Source organism: Celeribacter sp. (genome assembly GCF_048266405.1).
In the GTDB taxonomy this organism is placed as follows: domain Bacteria; phylum Pseudomonadota; class Alphaproteobacteria; order Rhodobacterales; family Rhodobacteraceae; genus Celeribacter.
The window spans coordinates 170,561-196,186 of sequence record NZ_JBLWZO010000004.1 but is presented as its reverse complement, the minus strand read 5'-3'; the positions used below and the strand labels follow the sequence as shown (position 1 = coordinate 196,186).

25 protein-coding genes are annotated in these 25,626 nt (G+C 58.0%); 17 read left to right on the top strand and 8 right to left on the bottom strand.

Going from position 1 to position 25,626, the window contains the following annotated elements:
* Positions 1-107 precede the first annotated feature (107 nt).
* Positions 108-473: a preprotein translocase subunit SecG gene (gene secG / locus ACN0TS_RS10340; RefSeq protein WP_417259276.1), complete on the bottom strand. Its 366-nt coding sequence runs from the start codon at positions 471-473 to the stop codon at positions 108-110.
* Positions 474-798: 325 nt separating this feature from the next.
* On the opposite strand from secG, the gene ACN0TS_RS10335 reads away from it, so the two are divergent.
* Both ACN0TS_RS10335 and ACN0TS_RS10330 read left to right on the top strand, forming a co-directional pair.
* Positions 799-2,094 (top strand): adenylosuccinate synthase, encoded by a 1,296-nt coding sequence (locus tag ACN0TS_RS10335; protein ID WP_417259275.1) that lies wholly within the window; start codon positions 799-801, stop codon positions 2,092-2,094.
* 9 nt (positions 2,095-2,103) lie between these two features.
* Positions 2,104-2,346: a DUF2842 domain-containing protein gene (locus tag ACN0TS_RS10330; protein WP_417259274.1), complete on the top strand. Its 243-nt coding sequence runs from the start codon at positions 2,104-2,106 to the stop codon at positions 2,344-2,346.
* 88 nt (positions 2,347-2,434) lie between these two features.
* Here the strand turns inward: ACN0TS_RS10330 and ACN0TS_RS10325 are convergent, their stop codons facing one another.
* Positions 2,435-4,945 carry a hypothetical protein gene (locus ACN0TS_RS10325; RefSeq protein WP_417259273.1) on the bottom strand — a complete coding sequence of 837 codons (2,511 nt, stop codon included), beginning with the start codon at positions 4,943-4,945 and terminating at the stop codon, positions 2,435-2,437.
* A gap of 139 nt (positions 4,946-5,084) precedes the next feature.
* Between ACN0TS_RS10325 and ACN0TS_RS10320 the strand changes: the two genes are divergently transcribed.
* The gene (locus ACN0TS_RS10320; protein WP_417259272.1) at positions 5,085-5,747 is read left to right on the top strand and encodes a thiamine diphosphokinase; all 663 of its coding nucleotides are present in this window, start codon (positions 5,085-5,087) and stop codon (positions 5,745-5,747) included.
* Between the two features lie 12 nt (positions 5,748-5,759).
* On the opposite strand, the gene ACN0TS_RS10315 is transcribed toward ACN0TS_RS10320, so the two are convergent.
* Positions 5,760-6,128, bottom strand: a complete 369-nt coding sequence (locus ACN0TS_RS10315) for a YbaN family protein (RefSeq protein WP_417259271.1) — start codon at positions 6,126-6,128, stop codon at positions 5,760-5,762.
* Positions 6,129-6,309: 181 nt separating this feature from the next.
* Here ACN0TS_RS10315 and rpiA point away from each other — a divergent pair, with 181 nt between their 5' ends.
* From rpiA to ACN0TS_RS10290, 5 genes are all read left to right on the top strand, one after another.
* Positions 6,310-7,092 (top strand): ribose-5-phosphate isomerase RpiA, encoded by a 783-nt coding sequence (gene rpiA, locus ACN0TS_RS10310; protein ID WP_417259270.1) that lies wholly within the window; start codon positions 6,310-6,312, stop codon positions 7,090-7,092.
* Between the two features lie 140 nt (positions 7,093-7,232).
* A complete protein-coding gene (gene gorA, locus ACN0TS_RS10305) occupies positions 7,233-8,606 on the top strand; it encodes a glutathione-disulfide reductase (RefSeq protein WP_417259269.1) in 1,374 nt (457 codons plus the stop codon).
* A 152-nt stretch (positions 8,607-8,758) separates the two neighbouring features.
* Positions 8,759-9,913 (top strand): FtsH protease activity modulator HflK, encoded by a 1,155-nt coding sequence (gene hflK, locus ACN0TS_RS10300; protein WP_417259268.1) that lies wholly within the window; start codon positions 8,759-8,761, stop codon positions 9,911-9,913.
* A complete protein-coding gene (gene hflC, locus ACN0TS_RS10295) occupies positions 9,913-10,794 on the top strand; it encodes a protease modulator HflC (protein WP_417259267.1) in 882 nt (293 codons plus the stop codon). Before hflK ends, hflC begins: the two co-directional genes overlap by 1 nt.
* 273 nt (positions 10,795-11,067) lie before the next feature.
* Complete coding sequence (locus ACN0TS_RS10290) at positions 11,068-12,558, top strand: Do family serine endopeptidase (RefSeq protein ID WP_417259266.1); 1,491 nt, start codon at positions 11,068-11,070, stop codon at positions 12,556-12,558.
* Between the two features lie 83 nt (positions 12,559-12,641).
* Here ACN0TS_RS10290 and ACN0TS_RS10285 read toward each other — a convergent pair whose 3' ends face one another.
* Positions 12,642-13,214, bottom strand: a complete 573-nt coding sequence (locus ACN0TS_RS10285; RefSeq protein ID WP_417259265.1) for a peptidoglycan-binding domain-containing protein — start codon at positions 13,212-13,214, stop codon at positions 12,642-12,644.
* Positions 13,215-13,468: 254 nt separating this feature from the next.
* Here ACN0TS_RS10285 and ACN0TS_RS10280 point away from each other — a divergent pair, with 254 nt between their 5' ends.
* The 3 genes from ACN0TS_RS10280 (at position 13,469) to purU (ending at position 15,537) form a co-directional block, all read left to right on the top strand.
* Entirely contained in the window at positions 13,469-13,792 is a 324-nt protein-coding gene (locus tag ACN0TS_RS10280) for a 2Fe-2S iron-sulfur cluster-binding protein (protein ID WP_417259264.1), read from the top strand.
* Complete coding sequence (locus ACN0TS_RS10275; protein WP_417259263.1) at positions 13,792-14,517, top strand: FG-GAP repeat domain-containing protein; 726 nt, start codon at positions 13,792-13,794, stop codon at positions 14,515-14,517. The genes ACN0TS_RS10280 and ACN0TS_RS10275 overlap by 1 nt, the downstream gene beginning before the upstream one ends.
* A gap of 135 nt (positions 14,518-14,652) precedes the next feature.
* A complete protein-coding gene (purU, locus tag ACN0TS_RS10270) occupies positions 14,653-15,537 on the top strand; it encodes a formyltetrahydrofolate deformylase (protein WP_417259262.1) in 885 nt (294 codons plus the stop codon).
* Positions 15,538-15,985: 448 nt separating this feature from the next.
* On the opposite strand, the gene purD is transcribed toward purU, so the two are convergent.
* Positions 15,986-17,248, bottom strand: a complete 1,263-nt coding sequence (gene purD, locus ACN0TS_RS10265; RefSeq protein WP_417259261.1) for a phosphoribosylamine--glycine ligase — start codon at positions 17,246-17,248, stop codon at positions 15,986-15,988.
* Positions 17,249-17,332: 84 nt separating this feature from the next.
* Here purD and xseA point away from each other — a divergent pair, with 84 nt between their 5' ends.
* Entirely contained in the window at positions 17,333-18,781 is a 1,449-nt protein-coding gene (gene xseA / locus ACN0TS_RS10260; protein ID WP_417259260.1) for an exodeoxyribonuclease VII large subunit, read from the top strand.
* 9 nt (positions 18,782-18,790) lie between these two features.
* On the opposite strand, the gene ACN0TS_RS10255 is transcribed toward xseA, so the two are convergent.
* Both ACN0TS_RS10255 and ACN0TS_RS10250 read right to left on the bottom strand, forming a co-directional pair.
* Positions 18,791-19,186, bottom strand: coding sequence for a hypothetical protein (locus ACN0TS_RS10255; RefSeq protein ID WP_417259259.1), 396 nt, complete (start codon positions 19,184-19,186; stop codon positions 18,791-18,793).
* Positions 19,187-19,241: 55 nt separating this feature from the next.
* Positions 19,242-20,300: an alkane 1-monooxygenase gene (locus tag ACN0TS_RS10250; protein ID WP_417259258.1), complete on the bottom strand. Its 1,059-nt coding sequence runs from the start codon at positions 20,298-20,300 to the stop codon at positions 19,242-19,244.
* A gap of 70 nt (positions 20,301-20,370) precedes the next feature.
* On the opposite strand from ACN0TS_RS10250, the gene ACN0TS_RS10245 reads away from it, so the two are divergent.
* The 5 genes from ACN0TS_RS10245 to ACN0TS_RS10225 all read left to right on the top strand — a co-directional run bounded on the left by ACN0TS_RS10245 (position 20,371) and on the right by ACN0TS_RS10225 (position 24,478).
* Entirely contained in the window at positions 20,371-21,024 is a 654-nt protein-coding gene (locus ACN0TS_RS10245; protein WP_417259257.1) for a lysoplasmalogenase, read from the top strand.
* A 58-nt stretch (positions 21,025-21,082) separates the two neighbouring features.
* Entirely contained in the window at positions 21,083-22,435 is a 1,353-nt protein-coding gene (gene ftsY / locus ACN0TS_RS10240) for a signal recognition particle-docking protein FtsY (protein ID WP_417259256.1), read from the top strand.
* Positions 22,435-22,869 (top strand): hypothetical protein, encoded by a 435-nt coding sequence (locus tag ACN0TS_RS10235; RefSeq protein ID WP_417259255.1) that lies wholly within the window; start codon positions 22,435-22,437, stop codon positions 22,867-22,869. The genes ftsY and ACN0TS_RS10235 overlap by 1 nt, the downstream gene beginning before the upstream one ends.
* Before the next feature lie 78 nt (positions 22,870-22,947).
* Entirely contained in the window at positions 22,948-23,850 is a 903-nt protein-coding gene (locus ACN0TS_RS10230) for an EamA family transporter (RefSeq protein ID WP_417259254.1), read from the top strand.
* A gap of 16 nt (positions 23,851-23,866) precedes the next feature.
* Positions 23,867-24,478, top strand: a complete 612-nt coding sequence (locus tag ACN0TS_RS10225) for an inner membrane-spanning protein YciB (RefSeq protein ID WP_417259253.1) — start codon at positions 23,867-23,869, stop codon at positions 24,476-24,478.
* Here ACN0TS_RS10225 and ACN0TS_RS10220 read toward each other — a convergent pair whose 3' ends face one another.
* Positions 24,479-25,576 (bottom strand): alpha/beta hydrolase, encoded by a 1,098-nt coding sequence (locus ACN0TS_RS10220; RefSeq protein WP_417259252.1) that lies wholly within the window; start codon positions 25,574-25,576, stop codon positions 24,479-24,481.
* Positions 25,577-25,626: the final 50 nt, after the last annotated feature.

The window sequence follows — 25,626 nt, the reverse complement described above, 5'->3', positions numbered from 1 at the left end:
AGTTTCGCATGTATCACGGGATTTGAGAGCTATCAGATTCGGTCGTCCCGCGCAACCAAACCGCTACATGTTGCGGAACTTCTTTCCACAACGCCCATGTTTTGGGGTTAGTCGACGCTTGGAGGCGCGACAGGAGCGTCTGTGGCCTTAGGTGGCAGCAGGCTTTCACCCGTTGGTAGCGCTGGCGTCGTCGCCGTGTCATCTACCGTCTCTGTCGCTGTGATGCCGTCGACAACCGAAGAGACGTTGGCCTCTTTGCGCGCCAGAACTGTGAGCGTGATGGAGGTAATGATGAACCCGATTGCAAAGATCCAAGTCATTTTGGACAGTGCCGATGCGGCACCGCGTGCAGACATTGCGTCACCCGCGCCGCCCCCCATACCAAGACCGCCGCCTTCAGAGCGCTGAAGAAGCACGATGCCGATCAGGCAAAGGGCGATGATGAGGTGGACAACAAGAACAACGTTTTCCATGGATCCGCTTTCGATTGGTTAGATGCGGCTACTTAAGATGAGATTGGCACAGGCGCAACCCCGCGTGTGGGTCAACAGGCAGATTCATGGCTCGAATTGTGACGTGAGGGGTTCAGTTGCGGCACTGAGGGCGTTTCTTCCCACATCCATGACCACGATCTGCGTCTTCTTGTTCATGGGCCATCGGCCGTAAATCGGGTGCGGATGCGAGAATGTCGCAGGCTGTTGCGCTGCGATTGCCACTGTGTTCACGCGTTTTGTGGTTCCCTCACCGACGCTGCGGCGCTATACGGGCGCGGGTTTCAATCCAATCAAAGGATTCATCATGGCTAACGTCGTCGTTGTCGGCGCCCAATGGGGTGACGAAGGTAAAGGCAAGATCGTGGACTGGCTTTCGGAGCGTGCAGATGTGATCGCACGCTTCCAAGGTGGCCATAATGCGGGCCATACGCTCGTCATCGATGGTAAGGTCTACAAACTGCATGCGCTGCCTTCGGGTGTTGTGCGCGGCGGCAAGCTGTCGGTGATCGGTAATGGCGTTGTGCTTGATCCGTGGCATCTGTTGAGCGAGATCGAAACGATCCGCGAGCAGGGCGTCGAGATTACCCCAGAGACATTGATGATCGCGGAAAATACGCCGCTGATCCTGCCGATTCACGGTGAATTGGACCGCGCCCGCGAGGAAGCTGCATCCAAAGGCACCAAGATCGGCACTACGGGGCGTGGCATTGGCCCGTGCTATGAGGACAAAGTTGGGCGTCGCGCTATTCGTGTGGCCGATCTGGCGGATGACGCCACATTGGAGGCCCGTGTGGACCGTGCCCTTCAACACCACGATCCGCTGCGCAAAGGCTTGGGCTTCGAGCCTGTTGATCGCGATGCACTGATCGCCGCCCTCAAGGAGATCGCCCCAAAGATTCTACCCTATTCCGGTCCCGTCTGGAAGGTGATGAACGAGCAGCGCAAAGCGGGTAAACGGATCTTGTTCGAAGGCGCACAGGGCGCATTGTTGGACATTGATTTCGGCACCTATCCTTTTGTGACCTCCTCCAACGTCATCGCGGGCCAAGCGGCCACGGGCGTCGGCATCGGCCCGGGCTCCATTGATTACGTCCTCGGGATTGTCAAAGCATACACCACCCGCGTTGGCGAAGGTCCGTTCCCAACCGAATTGGATGATGCGGATGGTCAGCGCCTTGGCGAGCGTGGCCACGAGTTCGGCACCACCACGGGGCGCAAGCGCCGCTGCGGTTGGTTCGATGCAGCCTTGCTGCGTCAGACCTGTGCGACCTCGGGAATGAACGGTATTTGCCTGACCAAGCTCGACGTCTTGGACGGTTTCGAGACATTGAAAATTTGCGTGGGCTACGATCTTGACGGCGAGCGCCTCGATTATCTGCCGACTGCTGCCGAAGATCAGGTCCGCTGCGTGCCCGTGTATGAGGAGATGCCCGGCTGGTCCGAAAGCACCGAAGGGGCGCGGACATGGAACGAGCTTCCTGCGAATGCGATCAAATATGTGCGTCACATCGAAGAACTGATTGATTGCCCCGTCGCGTTGCTGTCCACGTCGCCTGAGCGCGAAGACACGATCCTCGTTACTGATCCGTTTGCGGACTAAGCGAAACTGATGGCCCTGTCCTATAAAACCCGCCGCCGATTGGCTCTGTTGATCCTCGTTGTCGGCTTGCCGGCCTATATCATCGTGGCGATCAAGGTGGTGAGCCTGTTTGATCGCCCGTCGATTTTGGTCGAGCTGGCGGTCTATATCGGGCTAGGTGTCCTGTGGGTGTTCCCGCTGAAATCAGTGTTTCGCGGGATTGGGCAGGCGGACCCTGATGCGGCGCCAAAGCCGTATGACGACGAGCGCTAAACGCGAGCCTCTTGGTTTTGTGAGAGTTGCTTTAATATAGAAAAGGCCGCCCGGTTGGGCGGCCTTTTGTGTTTGGTCGGAGACTGTATCAGCCGTGAGCGCGGGTCTCGGGTTTGAAACGTGACGCGTCGGAGACTTGGAACTGGCCTCGGGCGATCTTCTTGATCTTGCCTTGGCGCAGAAGTTGCCCAAAGGAGCGCAGGCGCTCTTCAAGTGGCTGCTCGTCTGGCATGGCCTCAGCGGCCAAGCGCATGATCTGTGGACGCGATACGGTTTTCTTGCCTTCTACGTGATTGGCATAGGCCGCAGCCGCTTCGAGCAACTCGGACAATCCCTGTGCGCCCATTGTTTCGGCGTAGTCGGCAAAACCCGTGGCATCTGCGATCACGTCGTCATGGCTCACCTCGGCCTCTTCGCTCAGCGCAACGGCGGCTGCGGAAATGCGACGTGGGCGGACCGGTGAAATATCGGCACCTTTGTGCACATCCTGAGGCGTGTCGATGCGCTGTTCGGACACCAACATCAGCGGAGGCAGGTCGCGACGCGAACCTTTGACGCGCTCGGGGCGTTTGGGGCGCACAATGCTTTCGAGGTCTTTGCGGTAGATGTTACTTTCTTCGTCGTCATTGTCCTCTGTATTTCCTGCAGCGCGGTCAGCCCGTTTGGACATTACAGCGGCTTTGAGGTGCTGAATGGCCGAGCGACGGCGCGACGTGTCGTCCTTTTCCATCTCGCGCTCGGTCTCGTCGAGAATGCGGGACATGTTGTCGTCAGCGGACGCGGAGAAGATGTTGCGTGTGGCGTCACTGTCGGATGTGGTCTCCGCGTCATCCTCTTCGGCGTCAAATGTCTCATCCTCAAGGGAGACGCCATCGGACGCAGTGTCATTGAGCAGCGCTGCAATGTTGTCGAGGGTGTCGGCATCGTCCACGTCAGCGGGCTCGGCGTCAGACGACGCGACTTCTTCTGCGGTGTCGGCAGACTCGTCGTCAGAAGGGGTGTCCTCTTCAACGGACAGGTCATCGGCGATTGCCGCCACATCAATGCCCGTGTCAGTTTCGGTTTCTGTGTCGTCGGACGCGATGTCTTCAGTGGTCTCTGCGATGATTTCGGCGTCCATGCTTTCAGCAGCCACAGCCGCCAATTCGCGCATTAGGTCGTCTTCGTCATCCTCGGAAAGCGACGACGATCCAAGCTCGCGGCGCAAGACGGAGGTGAGGTCGATCGGGTCTGATTCCGTGTGATCCGTCTCGGCCTCTTCGAGGTCTTCGGTGTAGATCGCTTCGTCGTCAGTTTGGTTCTGATCGTCGTCGATGGCGGCCACAGCATCGGCTGCATCCGTCTCTGCGACTTCTTCATCAACGAGCATTTCGTCTTCGCTGGTCTCGGTCGCATTGGCGGCATTCTGTTGCGCGGCCTGCTGCTCGGCAATTTCCGCCTCGTAGTCGGCGCGGCGCATTTTGATAACGCGGGCACGGACACGGGTCAGCGGGTCTTGCGGTGCGGGCGCGTCCTCCACTTCGGGCATACTTGTTGCCTCGGCGATGTCGGCGGCGAGGTTGGGGTCCATCTCATGCAGAGCCGCAGCGCTGTCGTCCAGGGTGTCCGCGTCGGAGGCAATTGCGTCGTCTAGAGTTTCATCTTCTGCAATGGCATCGGCACTGTCCGTTTCTTCGGATGCGGCTTCATCATCGACGGTTGTCTCATCTGCTTCGATAAGAACGTCGCTTTCGTCGGCACCTTTGAGCGTTGCGGTCTCCATGACAGCGTCGATATCAATCTCGTCGTCGGTGGTCTCCGTGACGTTTGCCGTTGTGGCCTCGTCTTGGGCATCCGCGATCATGTCTTCGGAAACGGTAGCCTCAGGGTCGGCAACGGCCTCGACATCGTCATGGCTCTCATCAGTTTCATCGGCGGCGACGATTTCCTCAACAGGGGCGAGGTCGGCTGTGTCTTGGTCTTGGATGTCTGCAACGAGATCTTCCGTATCGCCTGCATCCTCGGCGCCAAAAGCGTCAGCGGCGTGCTGGTCTTCGGCAAAGGGGGCCTCGTCGCGTTTTGCAACGGCGGCGCGGATACGGGCAAGTTTTTCCGCAATGGACCCCTCGGCAAGGGCGGCTCCTGCTGTGGCTGCGGCACCCATTGCTGCGGCTGGCGCAGCTTTCACGGGCGCGTCGTCTTGTTTGGGGGCCTCGACAGGGGCAGCAACAGACGCAGCAGCGGGGGCAGCCTCTGCGGCAGCGGTTTGTTCTGGCGCAGTCGAGGGGACGGGCGCTTTTGTGATGGGGGCAGTTGTGAGAGGAGCCTGTGGGGCAGGGGCCGCGATGTCGCCATTTGGCGCACCTTCGACCTGGCGCAGGATCATCCCGTTTTCTTCCATCTTCGTTTCAACACGACGTTGGATTTCGCGCTCGGCGATGGATTGAAGCATCTGGGGGTCAGGCGTCGGAGGCTCCGCGCCGAAGTACCGATCTTCCGATGCGAGATCGCGGAAATACTCTGCGATTGACCTCATTGTATTGAACGGGTCGTCAAACCCCTCCAACGTACATGAGAAGGTCCCGTAGGAGACCGTTAGAATTTTGCTGTCCGTAACCATGCCGAAACTCGCTTTCTGCCCTTGCTTATCGACACCTTATTTACCATGAATTGGTTCTCAATTCGGAACGAAACAAGGAAAACAGCGTGATTATTTCCTGTCCAAAATGTGGCAAAGACACCTGAGGGGAGAGCGGGACATGGCGATTCCAGTGATAAAGAGCGCCTCGGGCGTGACTGTGCTCGGGAGCGGAAACGCCACGCCCGCTTTGCTTTCGCGGGCCCTGACACAGGCAAAACCCCTCATTGCTGCGGACGGATCAGCTCAAATCGCCCTTGATTGGGGCCATATGCCCGATGCGGTGATTGGCGACTTCGATAGTTTGGACAATAAGGCACGTGCCCTTATTCCTTCGGACCGATTTTACCATATCCCCGAGCAGGACAGCACCGATTTCGAGAAATGTCTGACGCGCATTGATGCTCCCTATGTTTTGGGCGTGGGCTTCATGGGTGCACGGGTGGATCACGAATTGGCGGTTTTGAGCGCGATGGTGCGATTTGCGGACCGCCAGATCGTGCTTTTGGGAACGCATGACATTTGCGTGCATCTCTCGTCTCCCTTGACGCTGACCTTGCCCGTTGGTTGCCGCGTGTCGCTGTTCCCCATGGCCCCTGTGACAGGGCGGTCAACGGGATTGAAGTGGCCGATAGAGGGGATCGACTTTGCGCCTGATGGTCGTGTCGGCACATCGAATGAAGCCAGTGATACACAGGTGCATATCGAGATGGACGGCGCGGGAATGCTTTTGTTTCTGTCGCCCGAGGCTTTGGACGCGCTTTTGGCGGGCCTAGGAATCTAAGGGCTCCGCGCTTTAGGAATTCGGGCGGGTCAGGACATAGGTTGCCGCCGCACTCATACAGACGGCCTGAATAATCAGTACCTTGGCGGGCAGGGCAAAGAGAACCGAGGCCAAAAACGTCACCGCCATCATGCCCACGGCAAATCCCTTATACTTCGGCGCGATGGAGCCTGTTTCTTCCCATGCGCGGATGGGCGGGCCGAAATGGGCATGCTCCATGAGCCAGTGGCGCAGGCGGGGTGAGCCTTTGGTGAAAAAATACGCCGCGAGAATCAGGAATACGGTGGTCGGCAGCAATGGCAAGACTGCGCCGATGAGGCCCAAGGCCACGCAAAGCCACCCGAGGGCCAGATGAAGATATTTGTGCAACGCATCCGCCATTTCGTCGTCCTAAGGTTGGCCTCTGTTGAGACCATGTAGGGAATCCTTCGTCCAAGTCGAGCGCCCTGTCACCTGTGTTAGCGCTAATAGGGGCAATTCGCACCACAAACTGTCTATCGCCCGTGGGGGCGCTCTTTTATAAGCGAGCCGACTCATACACGCTTCTGGGGAGATGCATCAAATGTCCGAGACCCTTTCGCCGATTGATACCGCCAAATTTGTCGCCTCTAAACGCGCCGTTGAATTCGTTGAGGATGGCATGAAACTGGGCCTTGGCACGGGGTCAACCGCGGCATGGATGGTGCGGTGTCTGGCCGAGCGCATTCGCGAAGAGGGGCTCAAGGTTGTGGGGGTTCCAACCTCCACCCGCACCGCCGAATTGGCGCGGTCCTTGGGGATCAAGGTGATCTCGCTCGATGAGGCCAAGTGGTTGGACTTGACCATTGATGGCGCCGATGAGTTTGATCCCGAGTTGAACCTGATCAAAGGCGGCGGTGGTGCGTTGTTGCAAGAGAAAATCGTGGCGACGGCCTCGGATCAGATGATCGTCATCACCGATGCGGCAAAAGAGGTCGACCACCTCGGTGCCTTCCCGTTGCCGATCGAAGTGATCCCGTTTGGATGGCAAACCACCAAAGCTCTCGTTGAGGAGACGCTTGGCTCGATGGATGTTTTGGGGCAATCATCAACCCTGCGGATGAATGGCGATGTGCCGTTCATCACCGACGAGGGCAACCATATCGTTGATTTGCATGTCAAACGCATCGGTAATGCGCGGCAATTGGCGCTCGTACTCAATCAGGTGCCTGGTGTGGTGGAAAACGGCCTGTTTATCGACATTTGCGATAAGGTCATCATCGGCCACGGTGATGGTCGCGTTCAGACCAAAGACATCATCACGGGCGAGGATTCCGAGAGCACAATCGAGTTTGCCGAGACCGACAATATCTTTGCCGACCTGTGAGCCGACGCATAACCCCACGCTAAATTGATCTTATGAGACCCCGTTTGCAGTCGCAGGCGGGGTTTTCCTTTGGTGATAAAGCCCCTACATCTATTCCCGACTTTAGATTTCTTCCAAATAGTTAAAGACAGGCGGGACAAATGGCGTTTGATTATGATCTCTTTGTAATCGGTGGTGGCTCTGGCGGTGTGCGTGCGGCACGTTTGACTGCTGCGGACGGACACAAAGTGGCAATGGCCGAAGAGTACCGCATGGGCGGCACCTGTGTGATCCGTGGCTGTGTTCCTAAAAAGCTGATGGTCTTCGCATCCCAGTACTCGGCGGCTGCGACCGAGGCTGCGGCCTACGGATGGGATGTGAAGCTCGGTGATTTTGAATGGCCCCAATTCCAAAAACGCCTCAAGGCCGAGTTGACCCGTCTTGAGGGCATCTACACCAAGAATGCAGGCAATGCGGGTGTTGAGATCATGGCTCAACGTGCGACGGTAAAAGACCCGCATACGGTTGCTTTGGCCGATGGCACAGAAGTCACCGCGAAGCATATCCTTGTGGCGACGGGGGGCACGCCCTTCGTGCCTGATACCGTTCCGGGGATCGAACATGCAATCACGTCCAATGAGATTTTCGACATTGAGACGCTACCCAAGCGTATCTTGATCGTTGGCGGCGGCTATATCGCCAGTGAGTTTGCCTGCATCTTTAACGGCTTGGGATCGGACACGACGCAATATTACCGTGGGGCGCAAATCCTGCGCGGCTTTGACGACGAGGCGCGCGGCCATATCGCAGAGCTGATCGCGGGGCAGGGCGTGAACCTACACGTCGGCACCGATGTGGAGCGCATCGAGAAACGCGACGGCGGGTTGTGGGTCAAAGCCACCGACGGGCGCGAGGAGATGTTTGACTTGGTGCTCTATGCCACGGGCCGCAAACCCAACACCGCAGGTCTGGGCCTCGAAGGCGCGGGCGTCAAACTGGGCCGTGCGGGCGAGGTTATCGTGGATGACTACGGCCAGACCAATATCCCGTCGATCTACGGCGTGGGGGATGTGACCAACCGAATCCAACTGACCCCTGTGGCGATCCGCGAGGCGGTGGCCTTCCACGAGACGGTGTTCAAAGGCAATCCGACAAAGCCCGATCATGTGGCCGTTCCGTCCGCGATTTTCACGCAGCCTGAATATGGCGCTGTGGGGATGACCGAGGAGCAAGCTCGCGATGAACGCCCCGTTGAACGCCCCGTTGAGGTCTACACTGCGGCGTTCCGTCCGATGCAAAACGCCTTTATCGAGAAAAACGAACGCGTCTTGTTCAAGCTCATCGTCTGTGCCGAGACGCGCACGGTTCTGGGCTGTCACATCATCGCACCTCATGCGGGCGAAATGATCCAACTGGCGGGCGTGGCCGTGAAAATGGGCGCCACCAAAGAGGACTTTGATGCGACTGTCGCGGTTCACCCGACAATGGCCGAAGAGATTGTTTTGATGAAAGAGCCCACGCGCGTTCACAAGTAAGACGATTTAGGGCGCGAAAGCGGGACAGGGCGTCGCATAAGCGGTTTACGCCCCTTGAAAACCGTGCTCAGAACGAACAGGTTACGTTAAAGCCTTGTTCGGGCGCGGTTCGCGCGCTCGCATTAGACATATACGAGAGAGGACACACCTTCATGGCCAGCAATAATGGCGGACCTTGGGGCTCGGGCGGCGGTGGAAACCGTGGCGGCTCCGGCGACGACAACAATGGCGGCAATCGCGGCACTGGCGGACGTCGTCCGAATGATCCCCCGCAGTTGCCTGAAATCGACGAGCTTTTGGGCAAAGGCAATGAATATCTGAAAGTGCTCATGGGCGGCAAAGGCGGCGGATCAAACGGCACCGGCGGCGGCAATACGGGCGGTGGTGGACCACGGTTTACCCGCTCCACTGTGGGCGTCGGCGTCTTGATCGCTGCGGGTCTGTGGGCGTTGAACTCGTTTTACACAGTCAAACCCGAAGAGCAGTCCGTTGAATTGTTCCTTGGTGAGTTTTCCTCCATCGGCAATCCAGGTCTGAACTTTGCGCCTTGGCCGCTTGTGTCCTACGAGAAGGTCGTGGTGACAGGCGAGCGTACCGAAGCCATCGGCATCGCGGGCACCGGTGAAACAGGCCTGATGCTGACCACCGACGAGAACATCGTCGACATTGACTTCCAAGTTGTGTGGAACATCTCCGATCCTGCGAAGTACCTGTTTAACCTCGCCGACCCGCGCACCACCGTTCAGGCCGTGTCGGAAAGCTCCATGCGCGAGATTATTGCCGCCTCCGAATTGGCGCCGATTCTCAACCGTGACCGTGGGTTGATCGCCGATACCGCGATGACACTGATTCAATCCACTCTTGATAGCTATAACGCAGGGATCAACGTGATCCGCGTCAACCTTGATAAAGCCGATCCGCCCACCGAGGTGATCGACGCCTTCCGCGACGTTCAGGCCGCCGAGCAAGAGCGTGACCGTCTCGAACGTCAGGCCGATGCCTATGCCAACACGGTTCTCGCGGGCGCACGCGGGTCTGCTGCTCAGTATCTCGAAGAGGCCGAGGGCTACCGCGCACAGGTCGTCAACGGCGCACAGGGTGAGGCTTCGCGCTTCTCCGCTGTTTTGACCGAATACAAACTCGCTCCCGAAGTGACCCGTAAGCGTCTCTATCTGGAAACCATCGAAGAAGTGTACGGTGGCGTTGAAAAAATTATCCTCGATGAAGCGGGCGATGGTGGGCAGGGTGTTGTCCCTTATCTGCCGCTCAACGAGTTGAGAAAATCTACAAATGAGGGGTCGAACTGATGAAACGTCTTCAAATCCTTTTCGTCGCCCTGATCATCGCTGTGGTCGTTGTTTTGTCCTCGGTCTTTGTGGTGGACGAACGCCAAAAAGCGCTCGTGCTCCAGTTTGGCCAGATCAAAGCGGTCAAAGAAGAGCCCGGCCTCGCGTTCAAAATCCCTCTTATTCAGGAAGTGGTCTATTACGACGACCGCATTCTGTCGCTTGAGACCCCCGAAATCGAAGTCACCCCGTCGGATGACCGTCGTTTGCTCGTAGATGCCTTTGCGCGCTACCGCATTTCGGATGTTGTCCGCTTCCGTCAGGCTGTGTCCACAGGCGGTATCCGCCTCGCAGAGGATCGCCTCCAAGGCATCCTGAACGCGCAGGTGCGCGAGGTTCTCGGCTCTGACACCGTGACGTCGAACACCATTCTGTCGTCGGATCGTTCCGAATTGATGAACCGTATTCGTGAGCAAGCCCGCGTTAGCGCCTTGCCTCTCGGCGTCGAAGTCGTCGACGTGCGTCTCAAACAGACGTTCTTGCCCGATCAAAACCTTGAAGCCACCTTTGCGCGGATGCGTGCCGAACGTGAACGTGAGGCCGCCGACGAGCGGGCACGTGGTGAAGAGGCGGCGCAGCGTGTTCGTGCGCAGGCCGATCGTACCGTGGTCGAGCTGACGTCCGATGCGCAACGCCAAGCCGAGATCGTCCGAGGGGAAGCAGACGCAGAGCGTAACAAAATCTTTGCCGAGGCCTATGGCGCGGACCCTGATTTCTTTGAGTTTTACCGCTCTTTGAACGCCTACCGTGAAAGCCTCAAAGGCTCGAACACCACGATGGTGATCTCGCCAGATAGTGAATTCTTTGACTATCTGAAATCCGATACCGGTCGCGAAGAGTAGACCGCAGGATCTGATCTACGCGTTCGGAGCAATGATTGAGAAAGGGGCTGACCCACGGGTTGGCCCTTTTTGCATTTGGATAGCGGAATAGAGCTAACGTGTTGCATTTGACGGCATGACATAGGGAAATCGCGTCACGTTTCGCTCACATCCAGTTGAGCAAATGCGATTTATATTGAGTTGTGGCTCTGCGTGCCTATCTTTACGCCAGTAGCTAGTTATTAGCGAACATCGGTCTAAAAAGGTGCTCGCACAGAAGGAGGAACTTCACCGATGACGACGTCAATCGTCCTTTCACCCCTCACTACAAGGTCACACCGTGCCACGCTGTCTTTGCGAACACTTGCCGTGACCCTGATCGGCGCCTTTGCGCTCTTGCTTCAGGCCGTTGCGGCCGATGCGCGCGGAGCACCAGAGAGCTTTGCGGACCTGGCCGAACGATTTAGCCCTGCCGTTGTAAATATCACCACAACAACGGTGGTTAAAACCTCTACAGACCTGACCCCGATTGTCCCCGAAGGCTCGCCGTTTCAAGACTTCTTTGAAGAGTTCATGAACCGCAATGGACAAGGCTTCGGGCAACCTCAACGCCCGCGTAAATCGCAAGCGCTTGGTTCAGGGTTCGTGATTTCCGAAGATGGCTACATCGTCACGAACAATCACGTGATCGAAGGGGCTGACGAGATTGAAATCGAGTTCTTTGAAAAATTCACCTTGCCCGCCAAACTGGTTGGCACCGACCCCAAAACGGATATTGCGCTCCTTAAAGTGGAAAGTGATGAGCCGTTGAAATTCGTGTCCTTTGGTGACAGCGACGTCGCGCGTGTCGGCGATTGGGTCATGGCAATGGGCAACCCGCTTGGTCAGGGCTTTTCCGTTTCCGCAGGGATCATCTCGCAGCGCGGTCGTGCCTTGTCAGGTATCTATGATGATTTCATCCAGACCGACGCCGCTATTAACCGCGGCAACTCGGGTGGCCCATTGTTCAACATGGATGGCGAAGTGATCGGTGTGAACACGGCGATTCTGTCTCCCAACGGTGGTTCCATCGGGATCGGTTTCTCGATGGCTTCCAATGTGGTGTCCAAAGTGGTCGACCAGCTTCGCGAGTTTGGTGAGACCCGTCGGGGCTGGCTTGGTGTGCGTATCCAGAATGTCTCTGACGATGTTGCCGAGGCGATGGGCCTCGCCGCTGCCAAAGGCGCGTTGGTCACTGATGTGCCTGAGGGGCCATCCAAAGAGGCTGGCTTGCAAAGCGGTGATGTGATCGTCTCTTTCGATAATAAAGAGATCGAAGATCCAGATGCGCTTGTGCGGACTGTTGGCGACACCGAAGTGGGTAAAGCGGTGCGCGTGACGGTGTTCCGCGATGGCAAAACTAAAACGCTGATGGTCACGCTTGGCCGCCGCGAAGATGCCGAAAACACCTCCATGCCGCAAGATGGCGGCTCACCCGTTGCTCCTAAATCGGTGGAGTTGATGGGGCTGACCTTGCAACCGCTGAACGATGAGTTGCGCGAGCAGCTTGGTGTACCTGCGGGGGCAAACGGATTGGCCGTGCTTGAGGTGGACGAGACCACCGAAGCCTTTGAGAAAGGTCTGCGTGCGGGTGATGTCATCACCGAGGCAGGACAAGAGAAAGTCACAACCGTGGCTGATCTCGAGGCCCGTATCGAAGCTGCGCGAGATGCAGGTCGCAACACGGTTCTGCTCTTGGTACGTCGCTCCGGCGAGCCGCGTTTTGTGGCCATCGGTGTGAACTAACCCTATTTTCACCACCAGTGAAATGAGAAGGGCGGCCCCGTGTGGGCCGCCTTTTTGTATCGAGACGGGAGTGGCCCCAGTTGTTACTGGCTGCGTTCGACGGCTATGAGCCCCAGTTTTCGAGCTGCCGCGAGGGAGAGAACGTCACTGTCGACGCCTTGGTCCTTTTGGTAGGCGCGGATGGCTGCGCGTGTGGCGCGGTCCATGTGTCCCGTCGTGGGACCGATGTAGAACTCACGCGCGGCCAATGCCCGCTGCACAGAGGCGATGAACTCGGCTGTCAGTTCTTCGTCACACAGGGTCTCGAACCAAAGCTCTTTGCGTTCGCGCACGATGTTCTGGCGGGTTTCGGTGCGGTAGACGGCGGGATAGGTGACGGAGCCATCAGATCCGATTTGCGGCGGTTGCACCAAGACTTGTTCTGTCACGGTCTCAATGATTGCGGGCGTGACGGTGCGGGCATAACAGCTATCGGGATCAGCGCCAGGCGGGGCGGTTTGAGCGTCGCGAGCGCGCAACACTTGCGTGCCGGTGTCGGGCGATGTCCCTTGGCATGCACTTAGCGCCACGCAGGTTGCGAGGCCCCAAAGGATCGCTCGGCTGCGATTGGATGCGCGGGGGATGGACCCTGTCGTGGGTACGGTATGGATTGTCATTGCTCGCTCGTCTCACCTGTCCGCGCTTTGATCGCGGCTCTTTGGGGCGACTGTAACGCGGATTTGGACCCGCTCCAAGCACTTGCGAGTTTGCCTGCGTGACGGTCGTCAACAGACCCACAGCCCTGTCCACAACCATCCCGTTGCCTCTCAAGACTGCGTGAGCGCGTGCACGGGCCTGTTCGCCCTCTTTTCATCGTGCTGTAAGCGAGGTACATCATGGCCCGAATGACAGATCAACAAAGGGACAAAAAATGGCGAAAATCACTTATGTCGAGTTTAATGGCACCGAGCATGTCGTAGATGTCCCTAATGGCCGCACCGTCATGGAAGGGGCCCGTGATAACGGCATTCCGGGAATTGATGCCGATTGTGGCGGCGCTTGTGCCTGTTCGACCTGTCACGTCTATGTCGCTCCCGAGTGGGTGGAAAAGCTGACAGCAAAGGACGCGATGGAGGAGGATATGCTTGATTTTGCTTATCAACCTGATCCTGTGCGCTCGCGTCTGACCTGTCAGATCAAAGTGACGGATGACATCGACGGTCTCGTCGTGAATATGCCCGAAAAGCAGATTTGATGAAGGCACTGGTCGCAGCGCTCGCCATTGTCGCGGCGCCCGCGTTGGCGCAAACCACCCAGCCAGTTATCACCTCGGCCCGCTACGTCGAGCCAACCGATTCTTATGGTCATGGCGCTGTGGCAAATGGCGAATATGCCGCCCTTGAGGTCATGTTCTCGGATGGGGAGCGCCGCACGATCCGATGGGGCAATGCGGTATTCGAAGATACAACCCCGCGCTTGCATGATTTTGACGGTGATGGTGCGCCCGAAGTGGTCACGGTTCTGTCTAACACAACGGGTGGCGCACATATTCAACTGATCAAAGCAGTTGATGGTCTGTTGAGCGCCGCAGGGGGCAGTGTGCCTATCGGCAGACGCAACCGTTGGCTGGCTATCGCGGGTATCGCCGATTTCGACGGTGATGGCCTTGACGAGATTGCCTATATTGATCGTCCGCATCTGGCCAAAGAATTGGTGGTTCTCACTGTCGACATGTCCGCCCCCAAGACCAGATTGACCGAAGTTGCGCGGACGCGTGGTTTGACCAACCACCATTTTGGAAGTGCGGTGATCGAGGGCGGTGTGCGGACATGTACGGGCGAGGCGGGTGTTGTGTTGACCGCCAATGGCGATTGGTCACAGATCATGGAGACGCGCGTGGTGCATGGGGAGCTGATCTCGATCCCTGTGGCGCCCTATGATGGCCCTGAGAGTTTTGTCCCCTATATGCGGTGCCCGTGACGCCTTTCGGAAACTTTTGGTCACGTCGATCTGGCGCAAGCGATGCTTTCGCGTCGTTTTGGGGCTGTCAAACGGTGCGCCACATGGCAAAACGCGCAGCACACCTACTATAACTCGCCCAAACGGAGCACGCCCATGAGCAGCCATGTTCTTACCGTTACCTGTCAGTCTCAACGTGGAATCGTTGCCGCCATTTCGGGCCAACTGGCTGAGCTTGGCTGTAACATCACCGATTCCGCGCAATACGATGATCCTGAAACCAAACAGTTCTTTATGCGCGTGAGCTTTGTCTCCGAGCAGGGTCTTGATCAAAGTCAGATCATCGAAGGTTTCGCCCCCGTGGCAGAGCGGCTCAACATGCAATGGGCGGTGCATGACGAGAGCAAAAAGATGAAGGTCGTGGTTATGGTGTCGCGCTTCGGGCATTGTCTCAATGACCTGCTGTATCGCGTGCGTATCGGCGCTTTGCCGATTGAGATTGTCGCAGTGATTTCCAACCACATGGACTACCAAAAGGTCGTCGTGAACCATGATATTCCGTTTCACCACATCAAGGTGACAAAGGAAAACAAAGCCGAGGCCGAAGCGCAAATCATGCAACTGGTTGAGGACGCAGGCGCGGAATTGATCGTTCTGGCCCGCTATATGCAGATCCTGAGCGATGATATGTGTCAGCGTATGAGCGGACGTATCATCAACATCCACCACTCGTTCCTGCCGTCATTTAAGGGGGCTAACCCTTACAAGCAGGCGTTTGAGCGGGGTGTGAAGCTGATCGGGGCGACCGCGCACTACGTGACCGCTGATCTGGATGAAGGCCCGATTATCGAGCAGGACACGGTGCGTGTCACCCATGCACAAAGTCCCGAGGACTATGTGTCGCTTGGACGTGATGTCGAGGCGCAAGTCTTTGCCCGTGCGATCCATGCGCATATCCACCACCGCGTATTTATTAACGGCAATAAAACCGTCGTGTTCCCCGCGTCGCCGGGTGGCTATGCCAGTGAAAGAATGGGGTGAGGCGCGGTCCCGCATCGCGGGATTTAAAGGTCTAGTAGACCTTTAAAAGCGCCGAACGCCCGAGCACACTTGCGAGGGCAGGGCCTTAGGGTGTTGCCCCCACATCGCCGGATTTAAAAACCCAATAAACCTTTAAAAACGCCGAACGACTAAGCACACCTGCGAGGGCAGGGTCTTAGGGCTTTGTCCCAGCTACTTGTACCCCAAAAAGAAAAGGCGTGCCGTTCGAGCACGCCTTTATTCTGTCGCGACAGCATATGGAGCTTTGCACCCTCTAGACCACGGTGAGGTGGTCCAATCCGTTGGCCGTTCGAGCCGTTGGTGCGTTTCGCTCCTGTTTTATCGCTCGTTAGGGTTAATATTGCTCTAACGTCGATCCAAAGAAACGCGCCCCCAAGTTTGATTGTGGGGCGCGTTTTTGTGTTGGGTCTATGGTTGGAGAGGCGTCTTAAAGCGCGCGCCACCCGATATCACTACGGTTGAAGCCTTCGGGCCAGTCGACTTTGTCGATCATTGCATAGGCGCGATCACGGGCTTCTTGGAGTGTTGCGCCACGGGCCGTCACGTTCAACACGCGACCACCGTTGGCGACCAGAACGCCGTCTTTTTTGGCCGTGCCCGCATGAAAGACCATGTTGGAACTGTCTTCGGGCAGCGCGTCCAGACCACGGATCTCGGTGCCTTTTTCATAGGTGCCCGGATAGCCGTTGGCGGCCATGACGACGGTGAGAGCGTGATCGTCGGCCCAATTGACGCGAGCGGTGTCGAGCGTGCCGTCTGCTGTGGCGAGCATCAGGTCAAGCGCCTGCGCGCCAAGACGCATCATCAGCACCTGACACTCCGGATCGCCAAAGCGACAGTTGTATTCCACAAGGCGGGGTTGGCCGTCTTTGATCATAAAACCCGCATAAAGCACGCCTTGGTAAGGCATCCCGCGCTTGGCCATTTCGGCCACGGTGGGTTTGATGATCTCATTCATCGCCTTTTCAATAACGGATTCGGTCATCACGGGCGCAGGGGAATAGGCGCCCATACCGCCAGTGTTCAGCCCTGTGTCGCCGTCGCCGACGCGTTTGTGGTCTTGGGCTGTGCCAACGGGCAGGACGTTCTCGCCGTCGCACAGGATGAACCACGAGGCCTCTTCGCCGTCCATAAACTCCTCGATGACCACCTCAGCGCCCGCTGCGCCAAACTCGCCGCCAAACATGTCGTCAATGGCGTCGAGCGCGGTTTGTTCGTCCATTGCCACGATCACGCCCTTGCCTGCGGCCAGACCGTCGGCTTTGACCACAATGGGCGCGCCTTCAGAGCGGATGTAGGCTTTGGCTTTTTCGGCATCGGTGAAATGCGCATAGCCCGCAGTCGGTGCGCCTGAGGCGTCACAAATGTCTTTGGTGAAACTCTTGGAGGCTTCCAGTTGGGCTGCGGCTTTGGAGGGACCAAAGGTCAGCACCCCGATCTCGCGCAGCGCATCAGCGACACCTGCGGCCAAGGGGGCTTCGGGGCCAATGATGACGAATTCAATCGCATTTTCGGTGACAAATTCAACCACGGCCCCGCCGTCATTGATGTCAAAGGTGGCGCATTCGGCGATTTTTGCGATGCCTGCATTGCCCGGCGCGACGATCAGCTTGTCGCACTTGGGGTTTTGGAGCACGGCCCATGCCAGACTGTGCTCGCGTCCGCCTGATCCGAGAATGAGAATGTTCATGGGGTCTCTCCGCTTCACCTTTGGTTGCCCGCGTTCTAAGGTTACTTCCAACGCGACACAAGCTTGAGCCAAAAAGAAACGCCCATGTCCGATATCTTCGAAGACGATCCCGCCGACAACCGCTCCAACGCGCCCGAATTTTCGGTCTCGGAACTCAGCGGCTCGATCAAGAAAACGCTTGAGGGCGCATTCGGGCGGGTGCGGGTGCGTGGTGAGATTGGTCGCGTGATGCACGCGCGGTCGGGGCATCTGTATTATGACCTCAAAGACGACAAGGATGTCATCGCCTGCAACACGTGGAAGGGGCAGGCGGCGCGGCTGTCGGTCATTCCCGAGGAGGGGATGGAGGTCATCGTCACGGGGCGGTTGTCCACCTTCGGTCCGCAGTCGAAATACAACCTCAATGTAGACGAGGTCGAGGTCGCGGGCGAAGGCGCGTTGATGGCGATGCTTGAAAAGCGCAAGAAAGCCCTTGCCGCTGAAGGCCTGTTCGACCCTGACCGCAAACGTCCCATTCCTTATCTGCCCGAGGTGATCGGCGTGGTCACATCGCCCTCAGGCGCGGTGATCCGTGACATTTTGCACCGTCTGCGCGACCGTTTTCCACGTCATGTCCTGTTGTGGCCTGTGGCTGTGCAGGGGCAGAACTGCGCTGCCGAAGTGGCAGCAGGGATCAAAGGCTTTAATGAACTGCCCGTAGGCGCGGCAATCCCGCGTCCCGATCTGATTATCGTGGCACGTGGCGGTGGATCGACCGAGGATCTTTGGGGCTTCAACGAGGAGATCGTGGCGCGGGCAGCCGCAGCCTCCGATATTCCGCTGATTTCCGCGGTGGGGCATGAGACGGACACAACGCTGATCGACTACGCTTCCGACAAGCGTGCGCCGACTCCGACTGCTGCTGCCGAAATGGCCGTGCCTGTGCGTCGAGAGTTGTGGGTGACGCTGCAAGAAATGGGCGCACGTAATGAGCGCTCACTTATGGGCGGGCTTGAGCGGCGGCGGCAACGTCTGTCCGATATGTCCCGCGCCATGCCAAAGATCACGCATCTCTTGGACGGGCCGCGTCAGCGTGTCGATCAGGCTGATGTGCGTCTGGGCCAAGCGCTTAAAAACGGGGTCCATAAACGTGTGTTGGACCTGTCGCGCCTGTCTGGAAGGTTGCAGCCCGCAACCCTGCGCGGACGGCTCGACCGTCAAACGGATCGGCTTGATAGCCTGTCGCGACGGTTTGAGCGGGCGGGCAAAAGCAACCTCGACGCTTGGCGCAACACGCTTGAGCGGCGCGGCGCGATGTTGGAGGCCTTGTCACATAAGGCCACAATGGCGCGGGGCTTTGCGCTTGTGTTCGACAGTGCGGGCGAGTTGATCAAATCCACCAAGGACGCCGACCGCATGGCCGAAGTGCAGTTCGCGGACGGGCGTGTGGCGATCGGGGGCGGTGCGCCTGTTGCGGCTCCTGCCAAACCCAAGCCCAAGCCTAAAGCGAAGACGTCAAAACCTGACAGCTCCGACCAAGGCAGCCTGTTTTAAGCGCGGCGCTCAAACTCCGATCTGCGGGCCTGTGCATTGCAGCGGGCGATCCGACGTCCATGCTTCATAAAGCTCCGTGCCACTGTCCCCGACAAATACGGCGCGCAGTTTGTTGTCTTCGAGAAAGAACTGCCAACACTGCGGCGTCCTCCCGTCTTCATAGAGAAAACAGATGTTCTGGTCTTCTTGATACCAAATCCCGTCAAGGCATTCGCCATTGTCAAAGGCCCATTTGACCTGATTGTCGGGGTAGTATTCTTCGATGCCGTAAGGCGTGCCCTGATCCGCGTAGGTGAGGGTTTTGCCTTGGGTGTAGGCGTCAAACTCTTGTGCCGTGAGCGGCTCGCCTGCAAAGGCGGGCAGAGCGGTAAGCGCGGCGAGGATGAGGGCGATGGTTTTGAACATGTCCAGACTATGCCACAGGATGCAGCGTGCGTGAATTCACAATCCCGAGCGGGGCTTATTGTGCGTTTCTGTCGGCGGTTTGCCGCGCGACGATCCGGGCCACGCGCGGGTCCATGACGCGCCGCCAGAGCGTTGGGATGAGTGCGAGCGTGGCCATTGCGGGCAAAGAGCGTGGCAATTGCGCCATCTCGTCAGTGATCTCAAGCGCGGGGTAGGGTTTCATCGGATGGGAGTGGTGATCCGAGTGGCGCGGGGCGTTGAGCATCATGAACGAGGTAAACCAGTGCGGCGCATTCCACGAATGCAGCGGGCCGACAGGTTCAAATACGCCCTTCGCGATCTCGCGCCGCCGTAGCCCGTAGTGTTGCACATAGTCCGACAGCATCAGTTGTGCGGAGGAATACCCTGCAAGCAGCACATATTTGAATACGCCTTCCCATGCGCCAATGACGTAAGCCAAGATCAGACAGGCCAATCCGCCGCCGACGTAAAGCACGTAAGGGTGCAGCTCGCCTGACTTGCTTGCTTTGCGGCGCATGGCGTTTTCGGCGGCCAGCCCCGCTTTGAACGAGCCGATCCATGCGCGCGGTAAAAATCGGTAGTAGCTCATGCCAAGCGGGGCAGAGTTGGGGTCATGCGCGGTCGCGGCATGGACGTGGTGGACTTTGACGTGGGCCGTGGCGTGATGGCCGAGCAGCAGTGAAATATAGACCCATGTGCCCAGACGGCGCAGGGTTGCATCGGCGCGGTGGACCATTTCGTGAGCATTGGAATTGGACACTTGGCCAAAGAACAGACCATGCGCAAAAAAGATGCACAGACGTTCCCACCAGACATTCTGCCCGTTGGACAGCGCCCAAACGGCGAGTGGCAAAAGCGCGAAATGCGAGAGTGCGAGGACGACCGAGAGCGCATTGGCGTCTGGGAATTCGGCCTGCGGGTTTTCGGGGCTGCGTGCAAAGGCCACCAGTTGATCCAACGAAAAGGCCAATACGGTGATGTAGGCGAGGGCCGCGATCGACCAAATGCCGCCAAAGATCGAGGCAAGGGCCAAGAGGCCCACAGGGGTCAGAGCGGCAATTGAAAAATAGCGGATAGTGTGGGGAGTTTTCATAGCACTTGTAAGCCCTTGCGATTTGCGGCGACTATAGCGTGCGGCATTTGGGACGCAAAGGGGGATAGCCATGGGGGCTGATGTGGAACGGGTCTTTGCGAGTGGTGGCGTGTCGACGGGGCTGGGGATCGTGGCGGGCATCGCGGCGATTGCCTATCTTTGGCTCACGGAAGCCCCCACAAGCACGCGGCGCACAGTTATTAAAGCCACGCCATTATTGGCCTTCGCCGCCATTGCGGCTTTGAGTGGTGCTCCCGTTTTGCTCGTCGTGGCGCTTGTGTTGTCCGCTGTGGGCGACGTTGCTCTGTCGCGCGATGGGCAACGGGCGTTTTTGGTGGGGCTTGTGGCTTTTGCCATAGCGCATTTGGGCTACCTTGCAGTGTTCGCGCCGCGGGTTTTGCAGTGGCAATTCGCACCGATCATTGTCTTGGCGGGAGCGGGATTTCTGGCCATTCTCAAAGTCATCCCCAAACGCGATCCGTTGACATGGCCCGCGCGGGCCTATGCCGTTATCATTTGCTTGATGACCGCTGCGGCAGTGTCACTGCCCGTAGGGTTGCGTGTCGCCGCGCTCGGGGCCGTGCTCTTTTTGCTGTCCGATTTGATTCTGGCGATCCGTATGTTTCATCTGAAAGAGGGAAGCCCGCGATCCCGTCTGGCCAGTTACGTCCTTTGGGTGTTTTATGTCGGTGGGCAGGGGTTAATCCTTTTTGCCTTTCTTTGAGGTGCGGGGCTTTTCTCGCAGGCCAAGAAGGATTAAGTGAGCGTGGAACGGAGGCCTCATGTCGCTATTTGGAAAACTCAAGAAACGCTTGTTCAAATCCTCGTCAAAGATCGACGAAGGGTTGGAAGCCATCGTGGCAGATGGCGGCGTCGATAGTGGCGCGGAGGAGGCCTATGTCGAGGAGGTTGTCGGTAGCGCGCCTGAGGCGGCTCCCGTAGAGGCCCCGATTGAGGTTCCTCAGGAGCCCCCCGTCGAAGCGCCAGTTGAGATACCCGCCGAAGAGCCAGTAGAACCGCCGGTTGAGACGCCCGTCGCGCCCCCCGTGGAAGAGCCTGCGCCCGAACCGGAAATCGCGCCGCAGGTTGACCCCGAGATCGTGCCAAGCCCTGCGCCCGACGCACCTGTTGTCGATGCGCCTGCACCTCAAATCGAGGAGGCTCCGATTGAGGATGCCCCCGTGTCTGATGCGCTTGAAGAGATTGTAGAGGCCACTGTTGCGCCGTCGCCCGTTGAGACCCCTGTGAAAAAGGGATTTTTGGGGCGTCTTATGGGACGCAAGGAGACCAAGACGGTTGTCCGTCGCGCCCTTGATGACGACATGTTGGAGCAGCTCGAAGAGTTGCTGATTTCCACCGATATGGGTGTGGATACCTCGCTGCGGGTTACTGCGGCGATGGCCGAAGGGCGCTTTGGCAAAAAGCTCTCGGTTGAAGAGATTAAACGCCTGATGGCCCAAGAAATTGCCCGCATCATGGAGCCCGTTGCGAAACCGATGCCGCTGTACCCGCAAACGCCGCAAGTGGTGCTTGTGGTGGGGGTGAACGGGTCGGGAAAGACCACGACCATTGGCAAGCTGGCCAGTCAGTTCAAAGCCGCAGGAAAATCCGTCGTGATCGCCGCAGGGGACACGTTCCGCGCCGCTGCTGTTGAGCAGTTGCAGGTGTGGGGCGAGCGCGCAGGTGTGCCTGTTTTGACAGCGCCCGAGGGCTCCGATCCCGCCTCGCTTGCTTTTGATGCGATGACCAAGGCACAGGAAATTGGTGCCGATCTTTTGATGATCGATACCGCAGGGCGATTGCAAAACCGCACCGATCTGATGGAAGAACTGGCCAAGATCGTCCGCGTGATCCGGAAGAAAGATCCGACTGCCCCGCACAATACCTTGCTGGTGCTTGATGCGACCACGGGTCAGAATGCGCTGAATCAGGTTGAAACCTTCCAGAAAATATCCGATGTGTCCGGGCTTGTAATGACGAAACTCGACGGCACCGCCAAAGGCGGTGTTCTGGTGAGCCTCGCTGATAGGTTTGGCCTGCCGATCCATGCGATCGGTGTCGGCGAACAGATCGACGATCTCGCGCCGTTCGATCCCGAAGAATTTGCCGCGGCCCTGACGGGTCTGGAGGTTTAATGTTAGAACTGCACAAAGCGAATGGTCCCGACAGTTGGCTGACGGGGAGCCGTGCCCTTGCCCGTCGCGAAGCCATGCAGGATTTGTTTTTCGATTATCCCGTACGGCCCGAGCAAACGAGCGAGGATTGGCCCGAAGACCGTTGCCTGCATTCCGAGATGGTGATCACCGATGGTGATAAGGTTGTTGCGACGGCCATGCTTGTGGTGGACGAGAACCGTGGCGACTGTCCTGCGCGTATTTGGGGAATGGGTATTTTGCCGTCCTACCGCACTCCTTTTATCGTTCAGTCTCTCGAAGAGGCGCTGTTGCGTGATGGCGCGTTTGAGATTGAACAGGACTTTATCGAGGGCGCAGACGGGCGGTTGATCCCGAACCCCTATGTCGATTTCGACATGATGCTGTCGGGGAGCGTTCCCTCACACGAGGCCTAAGCACGATGGGGCGGCGAGATCGGGACATCTTGATCGGCGCAGACCAAACACCGATTAAAACATTGAAAGACGCATAGCATGAGCGCGTGGATCATCTCCCTTGAGGGCACCGAAGCGGGACATCATCTTGCGATGATCCTCGCGCTCACGGCGGCATTCCTGCACGCTTTGTTCGGGGCGCTGCAAAAGGGCCGCCACGATCCGTGGCTGTCACGTGGTGCGATTGATTTTTCCTACGGACTAATCGCCGCCCCGTTTGCGCTTTTCGTCGTGCCGTGGCCCGAGCCGCATATGTGGCCCATCTTTGCGGGCATGTTTGTCATTCACCTCGGCTACAAAATTGCCCAAGGCTACACCTACACCAAAGGCGCCTACACGGTCGTCTATCCCGTGGTGCGCGGCACAGGGCCGCTCTTTGCCGTGATCGGTGCGGGGATCGTGTTCGGCGAGCATTTCTCTGCGGTGCAATGGTTTGGGGTGTTCACGCTTGTTGCGGGGATATTTGGCCTTGCGATCTATAACCTGCGCACCATCACCGTGGGCCGCGAAACGATGGTGCCCGCTCTTATGCTCGCCGTCCTGACAGGCGGGTTTGTGGCGCTCTACACCACCTATGATGCCTATGGCATCCGTGCGACGGCGGACCCGTTCACCTTTCTGGCGTGGTTCTTCTTCATTGACGGACTCGTGATGCCAGTGGTCGCCGCTGTGCGCTACCGCTCCCTTGTCGAGAAGCCCGCAGTCGGTCCGCTGATGTTGCGTGGCTTGATTGGCGGCATCGTTGCGTATTTTTCCTTTGGGTTTGTGATGCTTGCGACCCGACTAGACAATGTGGGCGAGGCGGCAGTGCTGCGCGAAACTTCGACCGTTTTCGCCGCTCTTATCGGCTGGCTGATGCTCGGAGAAGGGGTCGGGCCGCGCAGGCTTGCTTTGATGGCTTTGATCGCTCTTGGTGCTGTGATAGTCGAAATGGGCGGATGACAAAGGACAGGATGATATGAGCGAGAAGCAGATCAAACCGTGGGTGAAAACCGCGCTCGACATGGGACCGATCATCGCGTTCTTCGCGGGCTATGTCCTGCTCAAGGACCATGATTTTGTCATTGGCGGCCAAACCTATTCTGGGTTCATCGTGATGACGGCTGTCTTCATCCCGCTCATTGCCTTGTCGTCTTTTGCTCTGTGGCGTTTGACGGGCAAGCTTTCGGCGATGCAGATCATGACGCTTGTGTTGGTGACGGTCTTTGGCGGTCTGACGATCTGGCTCAATGACGAGCGGTTTTTCAAGATGAAGCCGACGATGATTTATCTGATCTTTGGCGGCATGCTGGCCTTTGGCCTGATGCGCGGGCGCAGCTATTTGCGCGTCGTCATGGGGGAATTGATGCCCTTGGACCATGACGGGTGGATGAAGTTGACCCTGCGCATGATGCTGTTGTTCTTCGGTCTTGCCGTCGCCAACGAATTGATCTGGCGTACCATGTCCACGGATGCGTGGGTCAAGTTCAAGACCTTTGGCCTGCCCATCATCATGTTCGGATTTTTCATGTCACAATCGGGACTTATGGCACGCCATTCCACGGCTGAGGACGATACGCCCGAGGCATGATTAGATGCCCGTGACCGTGTAGGGCAGGTAGGCAATCGCCAGTGCCGCCGTACTGGTCAGCGCCAAACTATCGACCAGAATGTCCTGACCGGGGGCTCCAGCCACAACCATTTCGGCCAGTTCACCAGACTTGATGATGGCGAGCAATTCGGGGGAGGACATAAAGGTGTCGTGCCCCAAAACGTCCCCCATCGGAGCACCGCTTACGTCAATCAAAACTGCGCCTGCTTTGCGGATCGCCTCGACCGAGGAGGCGTCGCCCGCACGGGGGTGGCCGCCCGTGATGACGGACGAGAATTTCAATGCACGATCGCGGCGCGAGCCAATAACGGCGACCCCGAGTGGATAGTCTCGCAGATCGTTCATTTGTTCGACAAAGACATCCAGATCAATGTCGGGCTGCACCAAGATCACACCATTGACCGCCTTGAGCGTGGTTGTGTCCTCCTGAAGCGCCAAACGTTTGAGCGCCTCCATCGTCAAAAGTCCGCCCATTGAATGCGCAAGGATTGTGACCTTACCCGTCGTGCGGGCCAGAAGTTGGATTGTCTCAGCGAGGGCAGCGCGCGCGTAGAGAACGCTGTCGCGGTCATAGGCGTAGCGGGCCAGTTTGCCCGCCGAGGGCCATGAGAACAGGGTCACGGGGTTCTTGAACCCGAAGTCAGTGGCGATCTGTGCCGCGCGAAATACCGCACCCGGATAGGAGACGTTGAACCCGTGGACAAACAAAACGGTGCCAAGGCCCGCATCATCGTTCTGGGCGACGGAGCGCGCGAACTCTGCGGGCGCGTCGAACTTTTGGGTGCGGGTGACAAAGAACTGTTTTTGCGCGTCTAAAGGTTTGCGGGGAAACGAAAACTCCCCTGGCTTGCGGTCCGGCGGAATGGAGATGGAGTAGTCGAGATAGGAGACGCTTGTGGTGCGCTCGCTCTCGTATTGCAGCAGCGGATCGGGGGAGACATGGCGATTGGTCGCCACAAAGACCCGTCTTTGAACCTCGGAGGCGGCGGTGCCGTCGGTGTCGCTATACAGGCGCGGCACGGAGCAGCCCGTTGCCAGAGCTGCTGCCGAGGTCGCGATAAAGGCGCGTCTATCCACAATATCCCCCCAAGGACAACTTGTTAAACGGCCTGAGATACCGTGGGGCG